The sequence below is a fragment of the Aeromonas piscicola genome, from assembly GCF_000820005.1.
GTDB classification, from domain to species: Bacteria; Pseudomonadota; Gammaproteobacteria; order Enterobacterales; family Aeromonadaceae; genus Aeromonas; species Aeromonas piscicola.
Genome location: NZ_CDBL01000035.1, coordinates 1 through 19,220, shown reverse-complemented (window position 1 = coordinate 19,220; position 19,220 = coordinate 1). Strand labels below are relative to the sequence as shown.

Below are 19,220 nucleotides of genomic sequence, written 5' to 3'. Positions count from 1 at the left end.
GACTACGTTAAAAACATGATCACCGGTGCTGCCCAGATGGACGGCGCGATCCTGGTAGTAGCTGCGACCGACGGCCCGATGCCGCAAACTCGTGAGCACATCCTGCTGGGTCGCCAGGTTGGTATCCCGTACATGATCGTGTTCATGAACAAGTGCGACATGGTAGATGACGAAGAGCTGCTCGAACTGGTCGAGATGGAAGTTCGTGAACTGCTGACCGAATATGACTTCCCGGGTGATGACCTGCCGGTAGTTCGTGGTTCCGCGCTGAAAGCGCTGGAAGGCGACGCTGCATGGGAAGAGAAGATCATCGAGCTGGCTAACCACCTGGATACCTACATCCCGGAGCCGGAGCGCGCAATTGACCTGCCGTTCCTGATGCCTATCGAAGACGTCTTCTCCATCGCTGGCCGTGGTACCGTAGTTACCGGTCGTGTAGAGCGCGGTATCGTTAAAGTCGGTGAGACCGTAGAAATCGTCGGTATCAAAGACACCGTTTCTACCACCTGTACCGGTGTTGAAATGTTCCGTAAGCTGCTGGACGAAGGTCGTGCAGGCGAGAACATCGGCGCGCTGCTGCGTGGCGTCAAGCGTGAAGATGTAGAGCGTGGTCAGGTACTGGCCAAGCCGGGCTCCATCAAGCCGCACACCAAGTTTGAATCTGAAGTGTACGTACTGTCCAAAGAAGAAGGTGGTCGTCATACCCCGTTCTTCAAGGGCTACCGTCCGCAGTTCTACTTCCGTACTACCGACGTGACCGGTACCATCGAACTGCCGGAAGGCGTAGAGATGGTAATGCCAGGCGACAACATCAAAATGGTTGTTACCCTGATTGCGCCGATCGCGATGGACGACGGCCTGCGTTTCGCCATCCGTGAAGGTGGCCGTACCGTAGGTGCCGGTGTTGTAGCCAGCGTAATCGCTTAATCTTTGGCTTACATAAATAAAGCAAAGCCCCTATAATAGGGGCTTTCTTATGTAGGGGCGTAGTTCGAATTGGTAGAACAGCGGTCTCCAAAACCGATGGTTGCGGGTTCGAGTCCTGCCGCCCCTGCCATATACCTCGTCTCGTACGGGGCTTTTGTGTCTTTGGTTACGTCAGATACAGGTGGGTTGTATGAGTGTTAGTTCTGAGAGCCAGGGCGGAAGCAAGGATACCCTGCTTTGGGGCCTGGTTTTCATCATCCTGGCGGCCGCTGTAGTGGGTAATTATCTGCTCAACGATGTTGTCGCTGCCGTCCGCGCCCTGGGTGTGGTCGTCGTCATTGCTGCTGCTGGTGCGGTAGCCCTGCAAACCACCAAGGGAAAGGCGACACTGGCATTTGCCCGTGAGTCTCGCCTGGAAGTCCGCAAGGTCGTATGGCCGACCCGTCAGGAAGCCATTCAGACAACCCTGATTGTGCTGGCGGTGACCGCCGTGATGGGGCTATTGCTGTTCATTCTGGACGGTGCCTTGGTCTGGTTGGTCAACTTGATTACCGGAGTGTAAGGATAAGCCATGACTGAACAACGTGAACAACGTATGAGATGGTATGTCGTGCAGGCATTCTCTGGCTACGAAGGCCGGGTCGCCAAGTCTTTGCGCGAGCATATCAAGATGCATGGCATGGAAGACATGTTCGGTGAAGTGCTGGTCCCGACCGAAGAAGTGGTCGAGATGCGTGCTGGCCAAAAGCGCAAGAGTGAGCGCAAGTTTTTCCCGGGCTACGTCCTGGTTCAGATGCTCATGGATGAAACCACATGGCACCTGGTGCGTAACGTACCGCGTGTGATGGGCTTCATCGGTGGCACCTCTGATCGTCCTGCTCCTATCTCTGATAAGGAAGCGGATGCCATTCTGAATCGTCTGCAAGATGCCCACGACAAGCCGCGTCCGAAAACCCTGTTTGAACCTGGTGAAATGGTGCGGGTTGCCGACGGTCCGTTCGCCGACTTCAACGGTACCGTTGAAGAGGTGGACTACGAGAAGAGCCGCGTGAAGGTCTCTGTTTTGATCTTCGGTCGCTCAACGCCGGTAGAACTGGATTTTGGTCAGGTCGAAAAGGGCTGATTAAACTCTGTACGTTAACGGTTGTCAGGGGCAGCGAATGTCACTATAATTCGCTGCCCCTTTATTAGTTGGGGAGCCGTTTGCAGGAGCATGTCTCCGAGGCGCTAGAACCCATTTCTGAGGTATTTTTCTAATGGCTAAGAAAGTCACAGCTTATATCAAGCTGCAAGTTAAGGCTGGCAGTGCTAACCCCAGCCCTCCCGTTGGTCCTGCTCTGGGTCAGCACGGTGTAAACATCATGGAATTCTGTAAGGCGTTCAACGCTCGTACAGAGAAGCTGGAAAAAGGCTCACCGACTCCGGTCGTGATCACCGTTTACAGCGACCGTTCCTTCACCTTCGAAACCAAGACTCCGCCTGCTGCCTTCCTGCTGAAGAAAGCTGCCGGGATCCAGTCTGGTTCGGCCAAGCCGAACAAAGACAAGGTTGGTAAGGTGACTGTTGCTCAGCTGCAAGAAATCGCCAAGACCAAAGAGCCGGATATGACCGGTGCCGATCTGGATGCAAAAGTACGTTGCATCGCAGGCTCCGCTCGTTCCATGGGCCTGGTAGTGGAGGATTAAGACAATGGCAAAACTTTCCAAGCGTATGCGCGTTATTCGCGAAAAAGTTGACGGTACCAAAGAGTACTCCATCAACGAAGCCATTGCCCTGCTGAAAGAACTGGCTACCGCCAAGTTCGTTGAAAGCGTTGACGTTGCTGTCAACCTGGGTATCGATGCTCGTAAATCTGACCAAAACGTTCGTGGTGCTACTGTACTGCCGCACGGTACCGGTCGTGATGTACGTGTTGCCGTATTCACCCAGGGTGCCAACGCCGAAGCTGCCAAAGCTGCCGGTGCTGAACTGGTTGGTATGGATGACCTGGCCGATCTGGTCAAGAAAGGCGAGATGAACTTCGACGTCGTGATCGCATCCCCGGATGCCATGCGTGTTGTTGGTCAACTGGGTCAAATTCTGGGCCCGCGTGGCCTGATGCCGAACCCGAAAGTCGGTACTGTAACCCCGAACGTTGCTGAAGCTGTGAAGAATGCCAAAGCCGGTCAGGTTCGTTACCGTAATGACAAGAATGGTATCATCCATACCACTCTGGGTAAGGTTTCTTTCGACGAAGTTCAGCTGAAAGAAAACTTGGAATCACTGCTGATTGCCCTGAAAAAGGCTAAGCCGTCTTCCGCCAAAGGTATCTTCATCAAGAAAGTCAGCATCTCCACCACCATGGGTGCAGGTGTTGCCGTAGACCAAGCTTCTCTGGAAGCTCAGGGCTAATTGATGAGTTTTACAAGGCGCAAAATTTAATCTATAATTTTGCGCCTTGATTGGTTGGGGGCTTCGACCTCCGTCCAAGACCGCAGGAGGCTGCAAAGCCTTAATCCTTCCTGCGTAGACGGTGCCGGAAACCCAGCGAGAAAGATTCTTTCTCTTCTGGAATCCTGCTACCGCATCGTTCCCCTCTGTTGTGAAGGTAGGGGGGATGTGTCAGTACTGAGTCATGAGACTCAGATTCAATCCAGGAGTTAAGCCAATGGCATTGGGACTCGAAGACAAAAAGGCAATTGTTGCTGAAGTCAACGAAGCTGCCAAAGGCGCCCTGTCCGCAGTTGTAGCCGATTCTCGCGGCGTGACTGTAGACAAGATGACCGTCCTGCGTAAAACCGCTCGTGAAGCCGGTGTGTACATGCGCGTTGTGCGTAACACCCTGCTGCGTCGTGCGGTTGAAGGTACCGAATTCGCGTGCCTGAACGACGTATTGACTGGTCCTACCTTGATTGCTTTCTCCAACGAACACCCGGGCGCTGCCGCTCGTCTGTTCAAAGAGTTTGCCAAAGCGAACCAAAAGTTCGAAATCAAGGCCGGCGCTTTTAACGGTGAGTTTATCGCCGCAGCACAAATTGATCGTCTGGCCACGCTGCCGACCTACGACGAAGCAATTGCGAAGTTGATGGCGACTATGAAAGAAGCCTCTGCTGGCAAGCTGGTTCGTACCATCGCTGCTGTGCGTGATCAGAAACAAGCTGCTGCTTGATTCTCGCCTATTTAGGCTGTTTGAGTTTATTCAACATCAGGAATTTTTGTCATGTCTATCACTAAAGACCAAATCATCGAAGCCGTTGCTTCCATGTCCGTAATGGAAGTTGTTGAGCTGATCGAAGCTATGGAAGAGAAGTTCGGCGTTTCTGCCGCTGTTGCTGTTGCTGCCGGTCCGGCTGCTGAAGCAGTAGAAGAGAAAACCGAGTTCGACGTAGTTCTGACTGCTGCTGGCGCCAACAAAGTTGCCGTCATCAAGGCCGTTCGTGCCGCTACCGGTCTGGGCCTGAAAGAAGCCAAGGACCTGGTAGAAGCCGCTCCTGCCAACCTGAAAGAAGCCGTCTCCAAAGACGAAGCTGAAACTCTGAAGAAGCAGCTTGAAGAAGCTGGTGCTTCTGTTGAGATCAAATAATCTGCATTTATGTAGATTAGCCTGATAAAACAGGCTAGGGCTGGTGAATATTTGTTCACCAGCCTTTTTGCGCTGTAGACTGAGAGCATTTCACACCGTTTACGACTCTCGGTGCACCAGCAATCCGGACCGTTTCATCGTCCGGGCCAACACAAAACGGTGTTGAGACAGAGCTGTCCTGCGGGACAGAGTGGGTCACTTATCAGCGAGCTGAGGAACCCTATGGTTTACTCTTATACCGAAAAAAAACGCATTCGTAAGGACTTCGGTAAGCGAGACCAGGTACTGGACACGCCTTATCTGTTGTCCATTCAGCTGGACTCCTTCAAGCAGTTCATCGAGGCTGACCCGGAAGGTGAATACGGCCTAGAGGCCGCTTTCCGTAGCGTTTTCCCGATCACCAGTTACTCCGGTAGTGCTGAGCTTCAGTATGTCAGCTATCGCCTGGGTGAGCCGGTATTTGACGTAAAAGAATGCCAGATCCGTGGAGTGACCTACTCCGCGCCGCTGCGTGTCAAGCTTCGTATGGTTCTATACGATCGTGAAGCAGCTGCCGGCACCGTCAAAGACATCAAGGAACAAGAAGTATACATGGGCGAAATTCCGCTCATGACCGAGAACGGCACCTTTGTTATCAATGGTACCGAGCGGGTAATCGTCTCCCAGCTGCACCGTAGCCCGGGCGTCTTCTTTGACCACGATAAAGGCAAAACCCATTCATCCGGTAAGGTGCTGTATAACGCCCGCGTTATCCCCTACCGTGGCTCCTGGCTGGACTTCGAGTTCGATGCGAAAGACAACCTGTTTGTCCGTATCGACCGTCGTCGTAAATTGCCAGCTTCCATTATTCTGCGCGCCCTGGACTTCAGTTCCGAAGAAATCCTGGCCAACTTCTTCGAGACCATTGGTTTCGAAGTGAAAGATGGCAAGTTGATGATGGATCTGGTGCCCGAGCGCCTGCGTGGTGAAACTGCGACCTTTGACATCGTGGCCAATGGCGCCGTGGTGGTTGAGACCGGTCGTCGTGTGACTGCGCGTCACATCCGTCAGTTGGAAAAGGATGCCGTTACCCAGATTGAGGTACCGGTTGAGTATGTTGTTGGCAAAGTTGCTGCCAAAAACTACGCACATCCGCAAACTGGCGAAATGGTAGTGACTGCCAACCAGGCATTGAGCCTGGAAGCGGTTGCCAACCTCTCCCAAGCCGGCTTCAAGCACTTCGAGGTTCTGTTCACCAACGAACTGGATCACGGTGCCTACATGTCCGAGACCCTGCGCATCGACTCCAGCTCCAGCCGTTTGGAAGCGTTGGTCGAAATCTATCGCATGATGCGTCCGGGCGAGCCGCCTACCCGTGAAGCTGCAGAACAGCTGTTCGAGAACCTGTTCTTCTCTTCCGAGCGTTACGACCTGTCTACCGTAGGTCGGATGAAGTTCAACCGCCGTCTGTCCCGTGAAGACGAGACCGGCGCTGGCACTCTGACCAAAGACGACATAGTCGAAGTCATGAAGCGCCTGATCGACATCCGTAACGGCAATGACGAAGTGGACGATATCGACCACTTGGGCAACCGTCGTATTCGTTCTGTCGGTGAAATGGCTGAAAACCAGTTCCGCGTCGGTCTGGTGCGTGTCGAGCGTGCGGTCAAGGAGCGTCTCTCCCTGGGCGACCTGGACACCCTGATGCCGCAGGATCTGATCAACGCCAAACCGATCTCCGCCGCAGTCAAAGAGTTCTTTGGTTCCAGCCAGCTGTCTCAGTTCATGGACCAAAACAACCCGCTGTCCGAAGTCACCCACAAGCGCCGTATCTCTGCGCTGGGCCCGGGCGGTTTGACCCGTGAGCGTGCCGGTTTTGAAGTCCGAGATGTGCACCCGACTCACTACGGTCGTCTGTGCCCTATCGAGACTCCTGAAGGTCCGAACATCGGTCTGATCAACTCTCTGTCCGTGTACTCTCGTACCAACGAGTATGGTTTCCTCGAGACGCCGTACCGTAAAGTCATTGACGGTGTGATCACCGACGAAGTGGACTACCTGTCTGCTATTGAAGAAGGCAAGTACGTGATCGCACAGGCTAACGCCGCGACCACCGAAGATGGCCGACTGAAAGATGAATTGATCCCGTGCCGCCACAAAGGTGAATCCACCTTTATGAACGCCGACCAGATCCAGTATATGGACGTGAGCCCGCAGCAGATCGTATCTGTGGCAGCCGCTCTGATCCCGTTCCTGGAACACGATGATGCTAACCGAGCCCTGATGGGTTCGAACATGCAACGTCAGGCCGTACCGACTCTGCGTGCCGACAAGCCGCTGGTAGGTACCGGTATGGAACGCGCTGTGGCCGTTGACTCCGGTGTAACCGTAGTGGCCAAGCGTGGCGGCATGATCGACTACGTCGATGCCTCCCGTATCGTTATCAAGGTCAACGAAGATGAGCTGCTGCCTGGCGAAGCCGGCATCGACATCTACAGCCTGACCAAGTACACCCGTTCCAACCAGAACACCTGTATCAACCAGCGTCCTTGCGTGATGTTGGGTGAGCCGGTCATGGCCGGTGACGTGGTTGCTGACGGTCCGTCTACCGACTTGGGCGAACTGGCGCTGGGCCAAAACCTGCGCGTCGCGTTCATGCCGTGGAACGGTTACAACTTCGAAGACTCGATTCTGGTGAATGAGCGTGTTGTTCAGGAAGATCGCCTGACCACCATCCATATCCAGGAACTGGCCTGTATCTCCCGTGACACCAAGCTGGGTCCGGAAGAGATCACTGCCGACATCCCGAACGTCGGTGAAGCCGCTCTGTCCAAGCTGGACGAGTCCGGTATCGTCTACGTGGGTGCCGAAGTGAAGGGCGGCGACATTCTGGTCGGCAAGGTAACCCCGAAAGGTGAAACCCAGCTGACGCCGGAAGAGAAGCTGCTGCGCGCCATTTTCGGTGAGAAGGCCTCCGATGTGAAGGACTCCTCCCTGCGTGTGCCGAACGGCGTGTACGGTACCGTGGTTGACGTGCAAGTCTTTACCCGCGATGGCGTGGAAAAAGACAAGCGCGCCAAAGAAATCGAAGAGATGCAGCTGAAGGAAGCGAAGAAGGACTTGACCGAAGAGTTCAAGATCCTGGAAGACGGCATTTTCGGCCGCTCCCGCAACCTGCTGCTGGCCGCCGGTTACAGCGAAGATCGTCTGAACAAGCTGGATCGTACCAAGTGGTTTGAATTGGCCATCGAAGATGAAGCCAAGCAGATCGAGCTGGAACAGATCGCAGAACAGCACATCGAGCTGAAAGCCGACTTCGACAAGAAGTTCGAGAACAAGCGTCGCAAGATTATCCAGGGTGATGATCTGGCGCCGGGCGTACTGAAAATCGTCAAGGTTTACCTGGCAGTCAAGCGTCGCATCCAACCGGGTGACAAGATGGCGGGCCGTCACGGTAACAAGGGTGTTATCTCCAAGATCTGCCCGGTCGAGGATATGCCTCATGACGAATACGGCCGTCCGGTCGATATCGTACTGAACCCCTTGGGCGTACCGTCCCGTATGAACATCGGTCAGATCCTCGAAGTGCACTTAGGTCTAGCGGCCAAGGGTATCGGCGAGAAGATCGACCGCATGATCAAGGAACAGCGCGCGCTGCACGAGATGCGTGACTTCCTGCAACAGGTCTATGACCTGGGCGAGAAAGACACCAAGCAAGTGGATATCGCCGAGCTGTCTGACGACGACGTACGTACCCTGGTGGGTAACCTGCGCAAGGGTCTGCCGGTCGCTACACCTGTCTTTGATGGTGCCAAAGAGCACGAAATCAAGGCCTTGCTGAAGCTGGCCGATCTGCCGGAATCCGGTCAGATCTCCCTGTTCGACGGTCGTACCGGTAACGCCTTCGAGCGTAAGGTCACCGTGGGTTACATGTACATGCTGAAGCTGAACCACCTGGTAGACGACAAGATGCATGCGCGTTCTACCGGTTCTTACAGCCTGGTTACCCAGCAGCCGCTGGGTGGTAAGGCGCAGTTCGGTGGTCAGCGTTTCGGTGAGATGGAAGTGTGGGCCCTGGAGGCTTACGGTGCGGCATATACCCTGCAGGAAATGCTGACCGTCAAGTCTGACGATGTGAATGGCCGTACCAAGATGTACAAAAACATCGTGGATGGCGACCACCGTATGGAGCCGGGCATGCCCGAATCCTTCAACGTACTGTTGAAGGAAATCCGCTCTCTGGGTATCAACATCGAGCTGGACGAAGAGTAAGAGCTCGCTCTTATTGTTCGAGAATTGACGTGGGCGCCCCGCTGCTTTGGCAGCAGGGCGCCGAGGTTAGACTCCTGACAGGGGAAACACGTGAAAGACTTACTCAAGTTTTTGAAGGCTCAGACCAAGACCGAAGAGTTTGACAGTATCAAGATCGGTCTGGCCTCTCCTGACATGATCCGCTCCTGGTCATTCGGTGAGGTCAAAAAGCCTGAGACCATCAACTACCGGACTTTCAAGCCGGAACGTGATGGTCTGTTCTGCGCCCGTATCTTCGGACCGGTGAAGGACTACGAGTGTCTGTGCGGCAAGTACAAGCGCCTGAAACACCGTGGTGTGATCTGTGAGAAGTGCGGCGTAGAAGTGACCCAGACCAAGGTCCGTCGCGAGCGTATGGGCCACATCGAGCTGGCCAGCCCGACTGCCCACATCTGGTTCCTGAAGTCCCTGCCGTCCCGTATCGGTCTGCTGCTGGACATGACCCTGCGTGACATCGAGCGCGTGCTGTATTTCGAATCCTATGTAGTGATCGAGCCCGGCATGACCAACCTCGAGCGCAGCCAGATGCTGTCCGAAGAGAACTATCTGGACGCACTGGAAGAGTGGGGCGACGAATTCGACGCCAAGATGGGTGCCGAAGCAATCCTTGCATTGCTGCGTGCCATCGATCTGGAAGGCGAAGTCAAGACCATGCGTGAGGAGCTGGATCAGACCAACTCTGAAACCAAGCGCAAGAAGACCACCAAGCGTCTGAAGCTGATGGAAGCCTTCCTGCAATCCGGCAACAAGCCGGAGTGGATGATCATGACAGTGCTGCCTGTGCTGCCGCCGGACCTGCGTCCGTTGGTACCGCTGGACGGCGGCCGTTTCGCGACTTCCGATCTGAACGATCTGTACCGTCGCGTGATCAACCGTAACAACCGTTTGAAGCGCCTGCTGGACCTGGCTGCCCCGGACATCATAGTGCGCAACGAAAAGCGCATGCTGCAAGAGTCTGTGGATGCCCTGCTGGACAACGGCCGTCGTGGTCGTGCCATCACGGGTTCCAACAAGCGTCCGCTGAAATCCTTGGCCGATATGATCAAGGGTAAGCAAGGTCGTTTCCGTCAGAACCTGCTGGGTAAGCGCGTCGACTACTCCGGTCGTTCCGTTATCACCGTAGGCCCGACTCTGCGTCTGCATCAGTGCGGTCTGCCGAAGAAGATGGCGCTGGAACTGTTCAAGCCGTTCATCTATGGCAAGCTGGAATCCCGCGGTCTGGCGACCACGATCAAGGCCGCCAAGAAGATGGTGGAGCGTGAAGAAGCTGTCGTTTGGGACATCCTGGACGAAGTAATCCGCGAACACCCGGTCCTGCTGAACCGTGCACCGACCCTGCACCGTCTGGGTATCCAGGCGTTTGAACCGACCCTGATCGAAGGCAAGGCCATCCAGCTGCACCCGCTCGTCTGTGCCGCCTATAATGCGGACTTCGATGGTGACCAGATGGCGGTCCACGTACCGCTGACCCTGGAAGCCCAGCTGGAAGCGCGTGCACTGATGATGTCTACCAACAACATCCTGTCGCCAGCCTCCGGTGAGCCGATCATAGTTCCTTCCCAGGACGTGGTCTTGGGTCTGTACTACATGACCCGTGCCCGTATCAACGCCAAGGGCGAAGGTATGGTGCTGGCCGGCCCGAAAGAAGCCGAGAAGGTATATCGCGCCGGTCTGGCCGATCTGCACGCTCGCGTCAAAGTGCGCATCACCGAATATCTCCGTCAGGAAGATGATTCGCTGGTAGAGCGTACCGAGCTGAAGAACACCACAGTTGGTCGTGCGATCCTGAGCCTGATCCTGCCGAAAGGCATGGAATATGCCCTGATCGACGAGCCCAAGGTGCTGACTGCTGCAGAGCAGGCTGATCTGGATGCCAATCCGCAGAACTGGATCAAGTCCGTATCCAACAAGGCGCTGGGCAAAAAGCTCATCTCCCGTCTGCTGAACACCTGCTATCGCAAGCAGGGCCTGAAGGACACCGTCATCTTCGCTGACCAGCTGATGTATACCGGTTTCCATTATGCGGCCCTGTCTGGTGCTTCCGTTGGTATCGATGACATGGTCATCCCGGATGCCAAGAAAGACATCATTGCCGCAGCAGAAGCCGAAGTTGCCGAGATCCAGGACCAGTTCCTGTCCGGTCTGGTGACCGCTGGCGAACGCTACAACAAGGTTATCGATATCTGGGCCAGCGCCAACGAGCGCGTCTCCAAGGCCATGATGGAGAACTTGTCCAAAGAGCGTGATGTCAACTCGCTGGGTGAAGAAGAAGAGCAGGCGTCGTTCAACAGCATCTTTATGATGGCCGACTCTGGTGCGCGGGGTTCCGCCGCCCAGATCCGTCAGCTGGCCGGTATGCGTGGCCTGATGGCCAAGCCGGATGGCTCCATCATCGAGACCCCGATCGTTGCGAACTTCCGCGAAGGTCTGAACGTACTGCAGTACTTCATCTCCACTCACGGTGCCCGTAAGGGTCTGGCGGATACCGCACTGAAGACGGCTAACTCCGGTTACCTGACTCGTCGTCTGGTTGACGTGGCACAGGACATGGTGATCACCGAGGACGATTGCGGCACTATCGAAGGTCTGTGGATGACTCCGCTGATCGAAGGTGGCGACGTGGTCGAGCCGCTGCGTGAGCGCGTGCTGGGCCGTGTGGTTGCCGATGACGTGATCAAACCGGGTACCGAGGACGAGATCCTGGTAGCGCGCAACACCCTGCTCGACGAGCAGCTGTGTGACCTGCTGGAGCAAAACTCCGTTGACCGCGTGAAGGTGCGTTCTGCCATCACCTGTGAAACTGACTTCGGTAACTGTGCTCACTGCTACGGCCGTGATCTGGCCCGTGGTCACCTGGTTAACAAGGGTGAGGCTGTCGGTGTTATCGCCGCCCAGTCCATCGGTGAGCCGGGTACACAGCTGACGATGCGTACCTTCCACATCGGTGGTGCTGCATCCCGAGCCGCTGCCGAGAACAGCATCCAGGTGAAGAATACCGGTACCATCAAGCTGCAGAACGCCAAGTTCGTTCACAACAGCGATGACAAACTGGTTATCACCTCCCGTTCTACCGAATTGACCATCATGGATGACATGGGCCGTACCAAGGAAAGCCACAAGCTGCCTTACGGTGCCGTGTTGGAAGTGAAGGATACTCAGGCCGTGAGCGCCGGTGACACTGTTGCCAACTGGGATCCGCACACCCACCCGATCATCACCGAAGTGGCGGGTCGCCTCCAGTTCGAACACATGATCGATGGCGTGACCATCACTCGTCAGACCGACGAGCTGACCGGTCTCTCTTCTATCGTCGTGCTGGATGTCAACGAGCGTCCGAGTGCCGGTAAAGAGATGCGTCCGACCGTTAAACTGGTCGACCTGAACGGCAAAGATGTCATGATCCCGGGTACCGATGTCGCCGCCCAGTACTTCCTGCCGGGCAAGGCAATCGTGAACCTGGAAGATGGTGCCAACGTGGGTGTGGGTGACGCGGTAGCGCGTATCCCGCAAGAATCCAGCGGTACCAAGGACATCACCGGTGGTCTGCCGCGCGTTGCGGATCTGTTCGAAGCACGTCAACCGAAGGAACCTGCCATCCTGGCCGAGATCTCCGGTACCATCTCCTTCGGGAAAGAGACCAAGGGCAAACGCCGTCTGGTCATCACCCCGACCGATGGTGGCGACGTCTACGAGGAGATGATTCCGAAGTGGCGTAACCTGAACGTGTTCGAAGGTGAAAAAGTTGAGAAGGGTGAAGTGCTGGCGGACGGTCCTGAGTCTGCTCATGACATCCTGCGTCTGCGCGGTATCAGCCCGGTCGCCAACTACATCGCCAACGAAGTGCAGGACGTTTACCGTCTGCAAGGCGTTAAGATCAACGACAAGCACATCGAAGTCATCGTTCGTCAGATGCTGCGCAAGTGCGAGATCCTGAGCGCTGGCGACACTGACCTGATCGAAGGCGAGCAGGTTGAAGTGGCGCGAGTGAAGATTGCCAACCGTAAGCTGGTTGCAGAGGGCAAGGCTCCGGCTACCTTCCGTCATATTCTGATGGGTATTACCAAGGCATCTCTGAGCACAGAGTCCTTCATCTCCGCGGCTTCCTTCCAGGAAACCACCCGTGTTCTGACCGAAGCGGCCGTTGGCGGCAAGCGTGATGAACTGCGTGGCCTGAAAGAGAACGTGATCGTGGGTCGTCTGATCCCGGCTGGTACCGGCTTTGCCTACCACCATAGCCGGATCAACCAGCGTGCCGCCGCAGCTCGTGCTGTCGGTGTACCGCAGGTGACTGCCGATGAAGCTCAGCAAAACCTGGCGGATCTGCTCAACGCATCCGGCAGTTTTGACGAAGAGTAATCTTCTGCTGCAGTGATTGAAAAGGGCTCCTTCAAGGGGCCCTTTTTGTTGGTCGTTTTCTCGTCAACCCCAGTCGCTACGCGGATATTCGGATGATCCAGAGCAAGGTTGGAGAGTAAAAAATCAAAAAAAGTTGACTTTGCCCCCCCGCAATTGAAAACTCGGGAAAGTTGAATGGTTATTACAGAGGTAGAACATGACTGTCGGTATCGAGGAAGTGATGCTTCCCGAAGAGCAGCTGATCGGTCGCACTTTTACAGACGAAGACAGGGAATTGTTGCGCTCCTATGGAGGGCTTATCGAAGGCTTGGCCGAACTGTTCGGCAAGCACTGTGAAGTGGTTCTTCACTCCCTGGAAAATCTGCACGAGTCCGTGATCAAGATTGCCAACGGGTTCAATACGGGACGGAATGAGGGGGCACCCATTACCGATCTCGCGCTGCGTATGCTCAAGGACATAGAGAATACCGGCCAGGATTACACCCAGAGTTATTTTGCCCGCAGCCGTACCGGCGCCCTGATGAAGTCGAGTACCATCGCCATCAGGAACAGTGACAAGCAGGTGATAGGTCTTATCTGTATCAACCTGCACATCAATGCGCCTTTTCACGAGTTTGTCGCCGAATTCTTCCCGACGCCCCAGCAAGTGGAGCGCCAGTCGCCGGAGACCTTTGCCAACAGCGTCGAAGAGTTGGTCGCCCAGACGGTGGACAACACCATCGACGAGATCAACCGCGATCCGACCGTTGCCAACAATGCTAAAAACAGGTTTATCGTGACCCAGTTGTTCGAGAAGGGCATATTTGATATCAAGGACTCGATCAACCTGGTCGCCGACAAATTGAATATTTCCAAACATACCGTTTATCTGTACATCCGACAGCGCAAGCAGGGTGAAGACGAGAACGAGTAAGCGCCATAGAAGGGGATAGATAAGAATGGCTAAAGAAGTTATTGCAACCGACAAGGCGCCTGCCGCAATTGGTCCGTATGTTCAGGCTACCAAGCTGGGCGAATTGGTCTTCACCTCCGGGCAGATCCCGCTCGATCCGGCCACCATGGAAATCGTGACTGGCGGCATCGAAGCGCAGGCCGAGCAGGTGATGAAGAACCTAGTTGCAGTATTGAAGGAAGCCGGTGCCGATACCGGCAAGGTGCTGAAGACCACCTGTTTCCTCAGCGACATGAACAACTTCGTTGCCTTTAACCAGGTATATGCCCGTTACTTTGGCGACTCGGCTCCGGCCCGTTCCTGCGTGGAAGTGGCGCGTCTGCCCAAGGATGTGCTGGTTGAAGTCGAAGCCATTGCTTACGTCTGATCCACGGCTGAATGAAGAGCCCCTCCCAGGAGGGGCTTTTTTGTCTTTGGCGTAGAATGGACAGACACCCGTACAGGAGTCCGGATATGAGTCTGAGTTTTGCGTTGCTGGTAACGGGGCCCGCCTATGGTACCCAGTCGGCCAGCACTGCCTATCGCTTCGCCTTGAGCCTCATCGAGCAGGGCCACCGGTTGTCACATCTGTTTTTCTATCAGGACGGGGTCTGCAATGGTAACGGGTTGCATGCTCCGGCATCTGATGAGACCGACTTAGTGGCCCTGTGGCGCGAGCTGGCCATAGGGCAGGGGATCCGTATCGATGTATGCGTCGCAGCCGCCATGCGGCGTGGTGTGCTCGATGAGACAGAGGCGAAGGGAGCAGGCAAAGATCAATTCAACCTGCAGGCCCCCTTCTGCCTGAGCGGACTGGGTCAGCTGGCCGAAGCCAGCCTGACCGCCGATCGCTTTGTCCAGTTCTAAGGAGGGAGAGATGAACAAGATAGCCTTTATGTGTCGTCGCGGCCCTCATGGCACGTCTGCCGGACGGGAAGGACTGGATGCCTTGCTGGCGACGTCGGCGCTGACCGAGTCGCTGGCCCTGTTCCTCATCGGTGATGGTGTCTTGCAACTGGTCAGGGAGCAGCAGCCTCAGGCCATCTTGCAGCGCCACTATGCACCGACCTTCAAGCTACTGGATCTGTACGACATCGAGGAGGTCTATGTGTGTGCCGACTCGCTGGCCGAACGCGGTCTAACGGTGGATGATCTGCTGATCCCCGTTGAGTGCCTCTCCCGTGCCGACATTCGCCGCCAGTGGGGCCACTGCGCGACTCACATCTGCTTCTGAGGTGCTCATGATACAGCTGATATTGACCTCTCCCTTCCTGAGCCGGGATCTGGAACAGGCGCTCTGTTATCGCCAGCCGGATGATCTGCTGGTGCTGATGCAGGATGCCGTCATCGCGGCCACGGCACCTCAATGGAATGAGCAACTGGCAGCTATTCCGCTCTATGTGATGCGAGAAGACTTGCAGGCGAGGGGATTGCAGCACAGGATCGGGATGGATCTGGACATGGCCGGCCTGGTCGCATTGATCGCGGAAAACGGGTCACCGCAGACCTGGGGTGGTTAGCGTCCATTTTTATCGATGAAGTTCAGTTAGTTATGACTATTGACAGGGGATCCATTATGCCCTTTTGCGGCACGGATTGTATAAATCTTGACTCCCTTGACAACAGGGCATAAAATTTCGCGTCCCCGTATCTGCGGGGAGGATTTTTCACATGTTTATGAAGTCATTATCAGGAGCCTTTTGATGGCAACTATTAACCAGTTGGTTCGCAAGCCACGCATCAAGCTCGTTGTGAAAAGCAACGTGCCTGCGCTGGAAGCGTGCCCTCAGAAGCGTGGCGTGTGCACCCGTGTATACACCACCACCCCGAAGAAGCCTAACTCTGCACTGCGTAAAGTATGCCGTGTACGTCTGACCAACGGCTTCGAAGTCACCTCCTATATCGGTGGTGAAGGTCACAACCTGCAGGAGCACTCCGTTGTTCTGATCCGTGGCGGTCGTGTCAAGGATTTGCCAGGTGTTCGTTACCACACCGTTCGTGGTGCGTTGGACTGTGCCGGTGTTAAAGACCGTAAGCAGGCTCGCTCCAAGTATGGCGTGAAGCGTCCGAAAGCTTAATGGTTCTCCGTTAAGTAAGGCCAAACGTTAATTCGTTTCTAGTTAGATAACTTTCTAGTTTTGGGTAACCCCTGAAGTTACGGAGAATTTGAAATGCCAAGACGTCGTGTTGTTGGTCAGCGTAAAATCCTGCCGGATCCCAAGTTCGGATCAGAGCTGCTGGCTAAATTTGTCAACGTAGTAATGGTTGACGGTAAGAAATCTGTTTCCGAAGCCATCGTATATGGCGCGCTGGACATCATTGCCACCAAATCTGGCAAAGATCACCTGGCCGTATTCGAAGAAGCCCTGGACAACATTCGTCCGTCCGTCGAGGTTAAATCTCGTCGTGTCGGTGGTGCAACCTATCAGGTACCGGTAGAAGTTCGTCCGGTCCGTCGCAATGCCCTGGCAATGCGCTGGTTGGTTGACGCCGCTCGTAAACGTGGTGAAAAATCAATGGCTCAGCGTTTGGCTGGCGAGCTGCTGGATGCCGCTGACAATAAGGGTTCGTCTGTCAAGAAACGTGAAGACGTTCACCGTATGGCTGAAGCGAACAAGGCCTTCGCTCACTTCCGCTGGTAATCCGCTTGCGCAGGGTCTTTTGGCTCTGCGCACCTTCAGTTATCTAGGGGTCCGCTCCTAGTAAGAGGATGACAATGGCTCGTACAACCCCCATTGAGCGTTATCGTAACATCGGTATCTCCGCTCACATCGACGCCGGTAAGACTACTACTACCGAGCGCGTTCTGTTTTATACCGGTGTAAGTCACAAGATCGGTGAAGTTCACGATGGCGCTGCCACCATGGACTGGATGGAACAGGAACAAGAGCGTGGTATCACCATCACCTCCGCCGCGACCACCGCTTTCTGGTCCGGTATGGGTAAACAGTTCCAACCGCACCGTATCAACATCATCGATACCCCCGGCCACGTTGACTTTACTATCGAAGTAGAGCGTTCAATGCGTGTTCTGGACGGCGCCGTGATGGTGTACTGTGCCGTAGGTGGCGTACAGCCACAGTCTGAGACCGTATGGCGTCAGGCTAACAAGTACAAGGTTCCCCGTATCGCGTTCGTCAACAAGATGGACCGTACCGGTGCCAACTATCTGCGCTGCGTTGAGCACATCAAGACCCGCCTGAAAGGTAACCCGGTTCCGCTGCAACTGAACATCGGTTCAGAAGAGAACTTCAAGGGCGTTATCGATCTGGTCAAGATGAAAGCCATCAACTGGAGCGAAGCAGATCAGGGCGTATCCTTCGATTACGAAGAGATCCCGGCTGAGCTGCTGGAAAAAGCGCAAGAAATGCGCATGACCCTGGTCGAAGCCGCTGCTGAAGCGTCTGAAGATCTGATGGAAAAATACCTGGGTGGTGAAGAACTGACTGAAGAAGAGATCAAGAAAGCTCTTCGTCTGCGCGTTCTGAACAACGAAATCATCCTGGTTACCTGTGGCTCCGCGTTCAAGAACAAGGGCGTACAGGCCATGCTGGATGCCGTGGTTGACTATCTGCCGGCACCGACCGACGTAGCTGCCATCGACGGCCTGAAGCTGGACGGCGTTACCAAAGACGAGCGTCATGCTTCTGATGAAGAGCCGTTCGCTGCTCTGGCATTCAAGATTGCCACCGACCCGTTCGTAGGCAACCTGACCTTCTTCCGCGTGTACTCCGGTGTCGTTAACTCCGGTGACTCCGTGCTGAACTCTGTCAAAGAGAAGCGCGAGCGTTTTGGCCGTATCGTTCAGATGCACGCCAACAAGCGTGAAGAGATCAAAGAAGTTCGCGCAGGCGATATCGCTGCCGCCATCGGTCTGAAAGATGTGACCACTGGTGACACCCTGTGTGACGAAAAATCACCGATCATCCTCGAGCGTATGGAATTCCCGGAGCCGGTAATCTCCATCGCGGTTGAGCCGAAAACCAAGGCTGACCAAGAGAAGATGGGTCTGGCACTCGGCCGTCTGGCGCAGGAAGATCCGTCTTTCCGCGTATGGACTGACGAAGAATCTGGCCAAACCATCATCGCCGGTATGGGTGAGCTGCACCTGGACATCATCGTTGACCGTATGCGTCGCGAGTTCAAGGTTGAAGCGAACGTAGGTAAGCCGCAGGTTGCCTACCGTGAAACCATTCGTGAAACCGTCAAGGATATCGAAGGTAAGCACGCCAAGCAGTCTGGTGGTCGTGGTCAGTATGGTCACGTCATCATCGACATGTACCCGCTGGAAGCCGGCAAAGCCTATGAGTTCGTTAACGACATCAAAGGCGGCGTGATTCCTGGTGAATACATCCCGGGTGTTGACAAGGGTATCCGTGAGCAGCTGAAATCCGGCCCGCTGGCAGGTTATCCGGTAATGGATCTGGGTGTGCGTCTGCACTACGGTTCTTACCACGATGTCGACTCCTCCGAATTGGCGTTCAAGATCGCTGCCTCCCTGGCCTTCAAGGCTGGTTACATGAAGGCAAGCCCGGTCCTGCTCGAGCCGATCATGAAGGTTGAAGTCGAGACTCCGGAAGATTACATGGGCGACGTTATCGGTGACCTGAACCGTCGTCGTGGCCTGATCGAAGGTATGGAAGACGGCCCGTCCGGCAAGATCGTACGTGCCCTGGTGCCGCTGGCCGAGATGTTCGGTTATGCGACCGCACTGCGTTCCGCTACCCAAGGTCGTGCTTCCTACGCAATGGAATTCGCTAAGTACTCCGACGCCCCGAACAACGTGGCCCAGGCAGTCATCGAAGAGCGCAAATCCAAGTAATTTATGATTCCCCGCCTACGACGGTAGGCGGGTTTAACCTAGAAGGACTACGTCGTGTCTAAAGAAAAATTTGAGCGTAACAAACCGCACGTAAACGTCGGCACCATCGGCCACGTTGACCACGGTAAAACCACCCTGACCGCCGCCATCACCAACGTGCTGGCCAAGCACTTCGGTGGTAAAGCTTTCGCCTTCGACCAGATCGACAAGGCGCCGGAAGAGCGTGAGCGTGGTATCACCATCAACACCTCCCACGTAGAATACGACACCGCCATCCGTCACTACGCGCACGTAGATTGCCCGGGTCACGCCGACTACGTTAAAAACATGAT

At 55.2% G+C, this 19,220-nt stretch carries 18 protein-coding genes and 1 tRNA gene; all 19 read left to right on the top strand.

Features of this window, described 5'->3' with window-relative positions:
- Positions 1–927, top strand: a 927-nt coding sequence (gene tuf, locus BN1128_RS07445) for an elongation factor Tu (protein ID WP_042867350.1), incomplete at its 5' end; no start/stop codon positions are given.
- A 53-nt stretch (positions 928–980) separates the two neighbouring features.
- A tRNA-Trp gene (locus BN1128_RS07440) sits at positions 981–1,057 on the top strand.
- Positions 1,058–1,117: 60 nt separating this feature from the next.
- On the top strand, positions 1,118–1,489 hold the full coding sequence (gene secE, locus BN1128_RS07435) for a preprotein translocase subunit SecE (protein WP_011707705.1): 372 nt from the start codon (positions 1,118–1,120) through the stop codon (positions 1,487–1,489).
- 9 nt (positions 1,490–1,498) lie between these two features.
- On the top strand, positions 1,499–2,050 hold the full coding sequence (gene nusG / locus BN1128_RS07430) for a transcription termination/antitermination protein NusG (RefSeq protein WP_005318554.1): 552 nt from the start codon (positions 1,499–1,501) through the stop codon (positions 2,048–2,050).
- A gap of 133 nt (positions 2,051–2,183) precedes the next feature.
- On the top strand, positions 2,184–2,612 hold the full coding sequence (gene rplK / locus BN1128_RS07425; protein ID WP_005318556.1) for a 50S ribosomal protein L11: 429 nt from the start codon (positions 2,184–2,186) through the stop codon (positions 2,610–2,612).
- Positions 2,613–2,616: 4 nt separating this feature from the next.
- Entirely contained in the window at positions 2,617–3,318 is a 702-nt protein-coding gene (gene rplA / locus BN1128_RS07420; RefSeq protein ID WP_042036011.1) for a 50S ribosomal protein L1, read from the top strand.
- A gap of 256 nt (positions 3,319–3,574) precedes the next feature.
- Positions 3,575–4,075 (top strand): 50S ribosomal protein L10, encoded by a 501-nt coding sequence (gene rplJ, locus BN1128_RS07415; RefSeq protein ID WP_005318563.1) that lies wholly within the window; start codon positions 3,575–3,577, stop codon positions 4,073–4,075.
- Positions 4,076–4,126: 51 nt separating this feature from the next.
- On the top strand, positions 4,127–4,489 hold the full coding sequence (rplL, locus tag BN1128_RS07410; protein ID WP_042036012.1) for a 50S ribosomal protein L7/L12: 363 nt from the start codon (positions 4,127–4,129) through the stop codon (positions 4,487–4,489).
- A 222-nt stretch (positions 4,490–4,711) separates the two neighbouring features.
- Complete coding sequence (gene rpoB, locus BN1128_RS07405) at positions 4,712–8,740, top strand: DNA-directed RNA polymerase subunit beta (RefSeq protein WP_042867349.1); 4,029 nt, start codon at positions 4,712–4,714, stop codon at positions 8,738–8,740.
- Between the two features lie 90 nt (positions 8,741–8,830).
- On the top strand, positions 8,831–13,135 hold the full coding sequence (gene rpoC, locus BN1128_RS07400; protein ID WP_042867348.1) for a DNA-directed RNA polymerase subunit beta': 4,305 nt from the start codon (positions 8,831–8,833) through the stop codon (positions 13,133–13,135).
- Between the two features lie 196 nt (positions 13,136–13,331).
- Positions 13,332–14,048, top strand: coding sequence for a helix-turn-helix transcriptional regulator (locus tag BN1128_RS07395; RefSeq protein ID WP_005318572.1), 717 nt, complete (start codon positions 13,332–13,334; stop codon positions 14,046–14,048).
- A gap of 25 nt (positions 14,049–14,073) precedes the next feature.
- On the top strand, positions 14,074–14,454 hold the full coding sequence (locus BN1128_RS07390; RefSeq protein ID WP_042867346.1) for a RidA family protein: 381 nt from the start codon (positions 14,074–14,076) through the stop codon (positions 14,452–14,454).
- 86 nt (positions 14,455–14,540) lie between these two features.
- The gene (tusD, locus tag BN1128_RS07385) at positions 14,541–14,933 is read left to right on the top strand and encodes a sulfurtransferase complex subunit TusD (protein WP_042867344.1); all 393 of its coding nucleotides are present in this window, start codon (positions 14,541–14,543) and stop codon (positions 14,931–14,933) included.
- 10 nt (positions 14,934–14,943) lie between these two features.
- A complete protein-coding gene (gene tusC / locus BN1128_RS07380; protein ID WP_042867343.1) occupies positions 14,944–15,300 on the top strand; it encodes a sulfurtransferase complex subunit TusC in 357 nt (118 codons plus the stop codon).
- Between the two features lie 7 nt (positions 15,301–15,307).
- A complete protein-coding gene (gene tusB / locus BN1128_RS07375) occupies positions 15,308–15,586 on the top strand; it encodes a sulfurtransferase complex subunit TusB (protein WP_042867342.1) in 279 nt (92 codons plus the stop codon).
- A 183-nt stretch (positions 15,587–15,769) separates the two neighbouring features.
- Positions 15,770–16,144, top strand: a complete 375-nt coding sequence (rpsL, locus tag BN1128_RS24550; protein ID WP_005306278.1) for a 30S ribosomal protein S12 — start codon at positions 15,770–15,772, stop codon at positions 16,142–16,144.
- Positions 16,145–16,237: 93 nt separating this feature from the next.
- A complete protein-coding gene (gene rpsG, locus BN1128_RS07365) occupies positions 16,238–16,708 on the top strand; it encodes a 30S ribosomal protein S7 (RefSeq protein WP_005901834.1) in 471 nt (156 codons plus the stop codon).
- A gap of 74 nt (positions 16,709–16,782) precedes the next feature.
- On the top strand, positions 16,783–18,888 hold the full coding sequence (fusA, locus tag BN1128_RS07360; RefSeq protein WP_042867338.1) for an elongation factor G: 2,106 nt from the start codon (positions 16,783–16,785) through the stop codon (positions 18,886–18,888).
- A 54-nt stretch (positions 18,889–18,942) separates the two neighbouring features.
- The coding region (locus BN1128_RS07355) for a GTP-binding protein (protein WP_042867337.1) at positions 18,943–19,220 on the top strand (278 nt) is incomplete at its 3' end.

Excerpts from the sequence above, each read along its gene's own strand:
- BN1128_RS07395 (WP_005318572.1), top strand. The coding sequence starts at position 13,332 with ATGACTGTCGGTATCGAGGAAGTGATGCTTCCCGAAGAGCAGCTGATC.
- nusG (WP_005318554.1), top strand. The coding sequence starts at position 1,499 with ATGACTGAACAACGTGAACAACGTATGAGATGGTATGTCGTGCAGGCA.
- tusD (WP_042867344.1), top strand. The coding sequence starts at position 14,541 with ATGAGTCTGAGTTTTGCGTTGCTGGTAACGGGGCCCGCCTATGGTACC.
- secE (WP_011707705.1), top strand. The coding sequence starts at position 1,118 with ATGAGTGTTAGTTCTGAGAGCCAGGGCGGAAGCAAGGATACCCTGCTT.
- rpoB (WP_042867349.1), top strand. The coding sequence starts at position 4,712 with ATGGTTTACTCTTATACCGAAAAAAAACGCATTCGTAAGGACTTCGGT.
- rplL (WP_042036012.1), top strand. The coding sequence starts at position 4,127 with ATGTCTATCACTAAAGACCAAATCATCGAAGCCGTTGCTTCCATGTCC.
- tusC (WP_042867343.1), top strand. The coding sequence starts at position 14,944 with ATGAACAAGATAGCCTTTATGTGTCGTCGCGGCCCTCATGGCACGTCT.
- rplJ (WP_005318563.1), top strand. The coding sequence starts at position 3,575 with ATGGCATTGGGACTCGAAGACAAAAAGGCAATTGTTGCTGAAGTCAAC.
- BN1128_RS07390 (WP_042867346.1), top strand. The coding sequence starts at position 14,074 with ATGGCTAAAGAAGTTATTGCAACCGACAAGGCGCCTGCCGCAATTGGT.
- rplA (WP_042036011.1), top strand. The coding sequence starts at position 2,617 with ATGGCAAAACTTTCCAAGCGTATGCGCGTTATTCGCGAAAAAGTTGAC.
- tusB (WP_042867342.1), top strand. The coding sequence starts at position 15,308 with ATGATACAGCTGATATTGACCTCTCCCTTCCTGAGCCGGGATCTGGAA.
- rpsG (WP_005901834.1), top strand. The coding sequence starts at position 16,238 with ATGCCAAGACGTCGTGTTGTTGGTCAGCGTAAAATCCTGCCGGATCCC.
- rplK (WP_005318556.1), top strand. The coding sequence starts at position 2,184 with ATGGCTAAGAAAGTCACAGCTTATATCAAGCTGCAAGTTAAGGCTGGC.
- fusA (WP_042867338.1), top strand. The coding sequence starts at position 16,783 with ATGGCTCGTACAACCCCCATTGAGCGTTATCGTAACATCGGTATCTCC.
- rpsL (WP_005306278.1), top strand. The coding sequence starts at position 15,770 with ATGGCAACTATTAACCAGTTGGTTCGCAAGCCACGCATCAAGCTCGTT.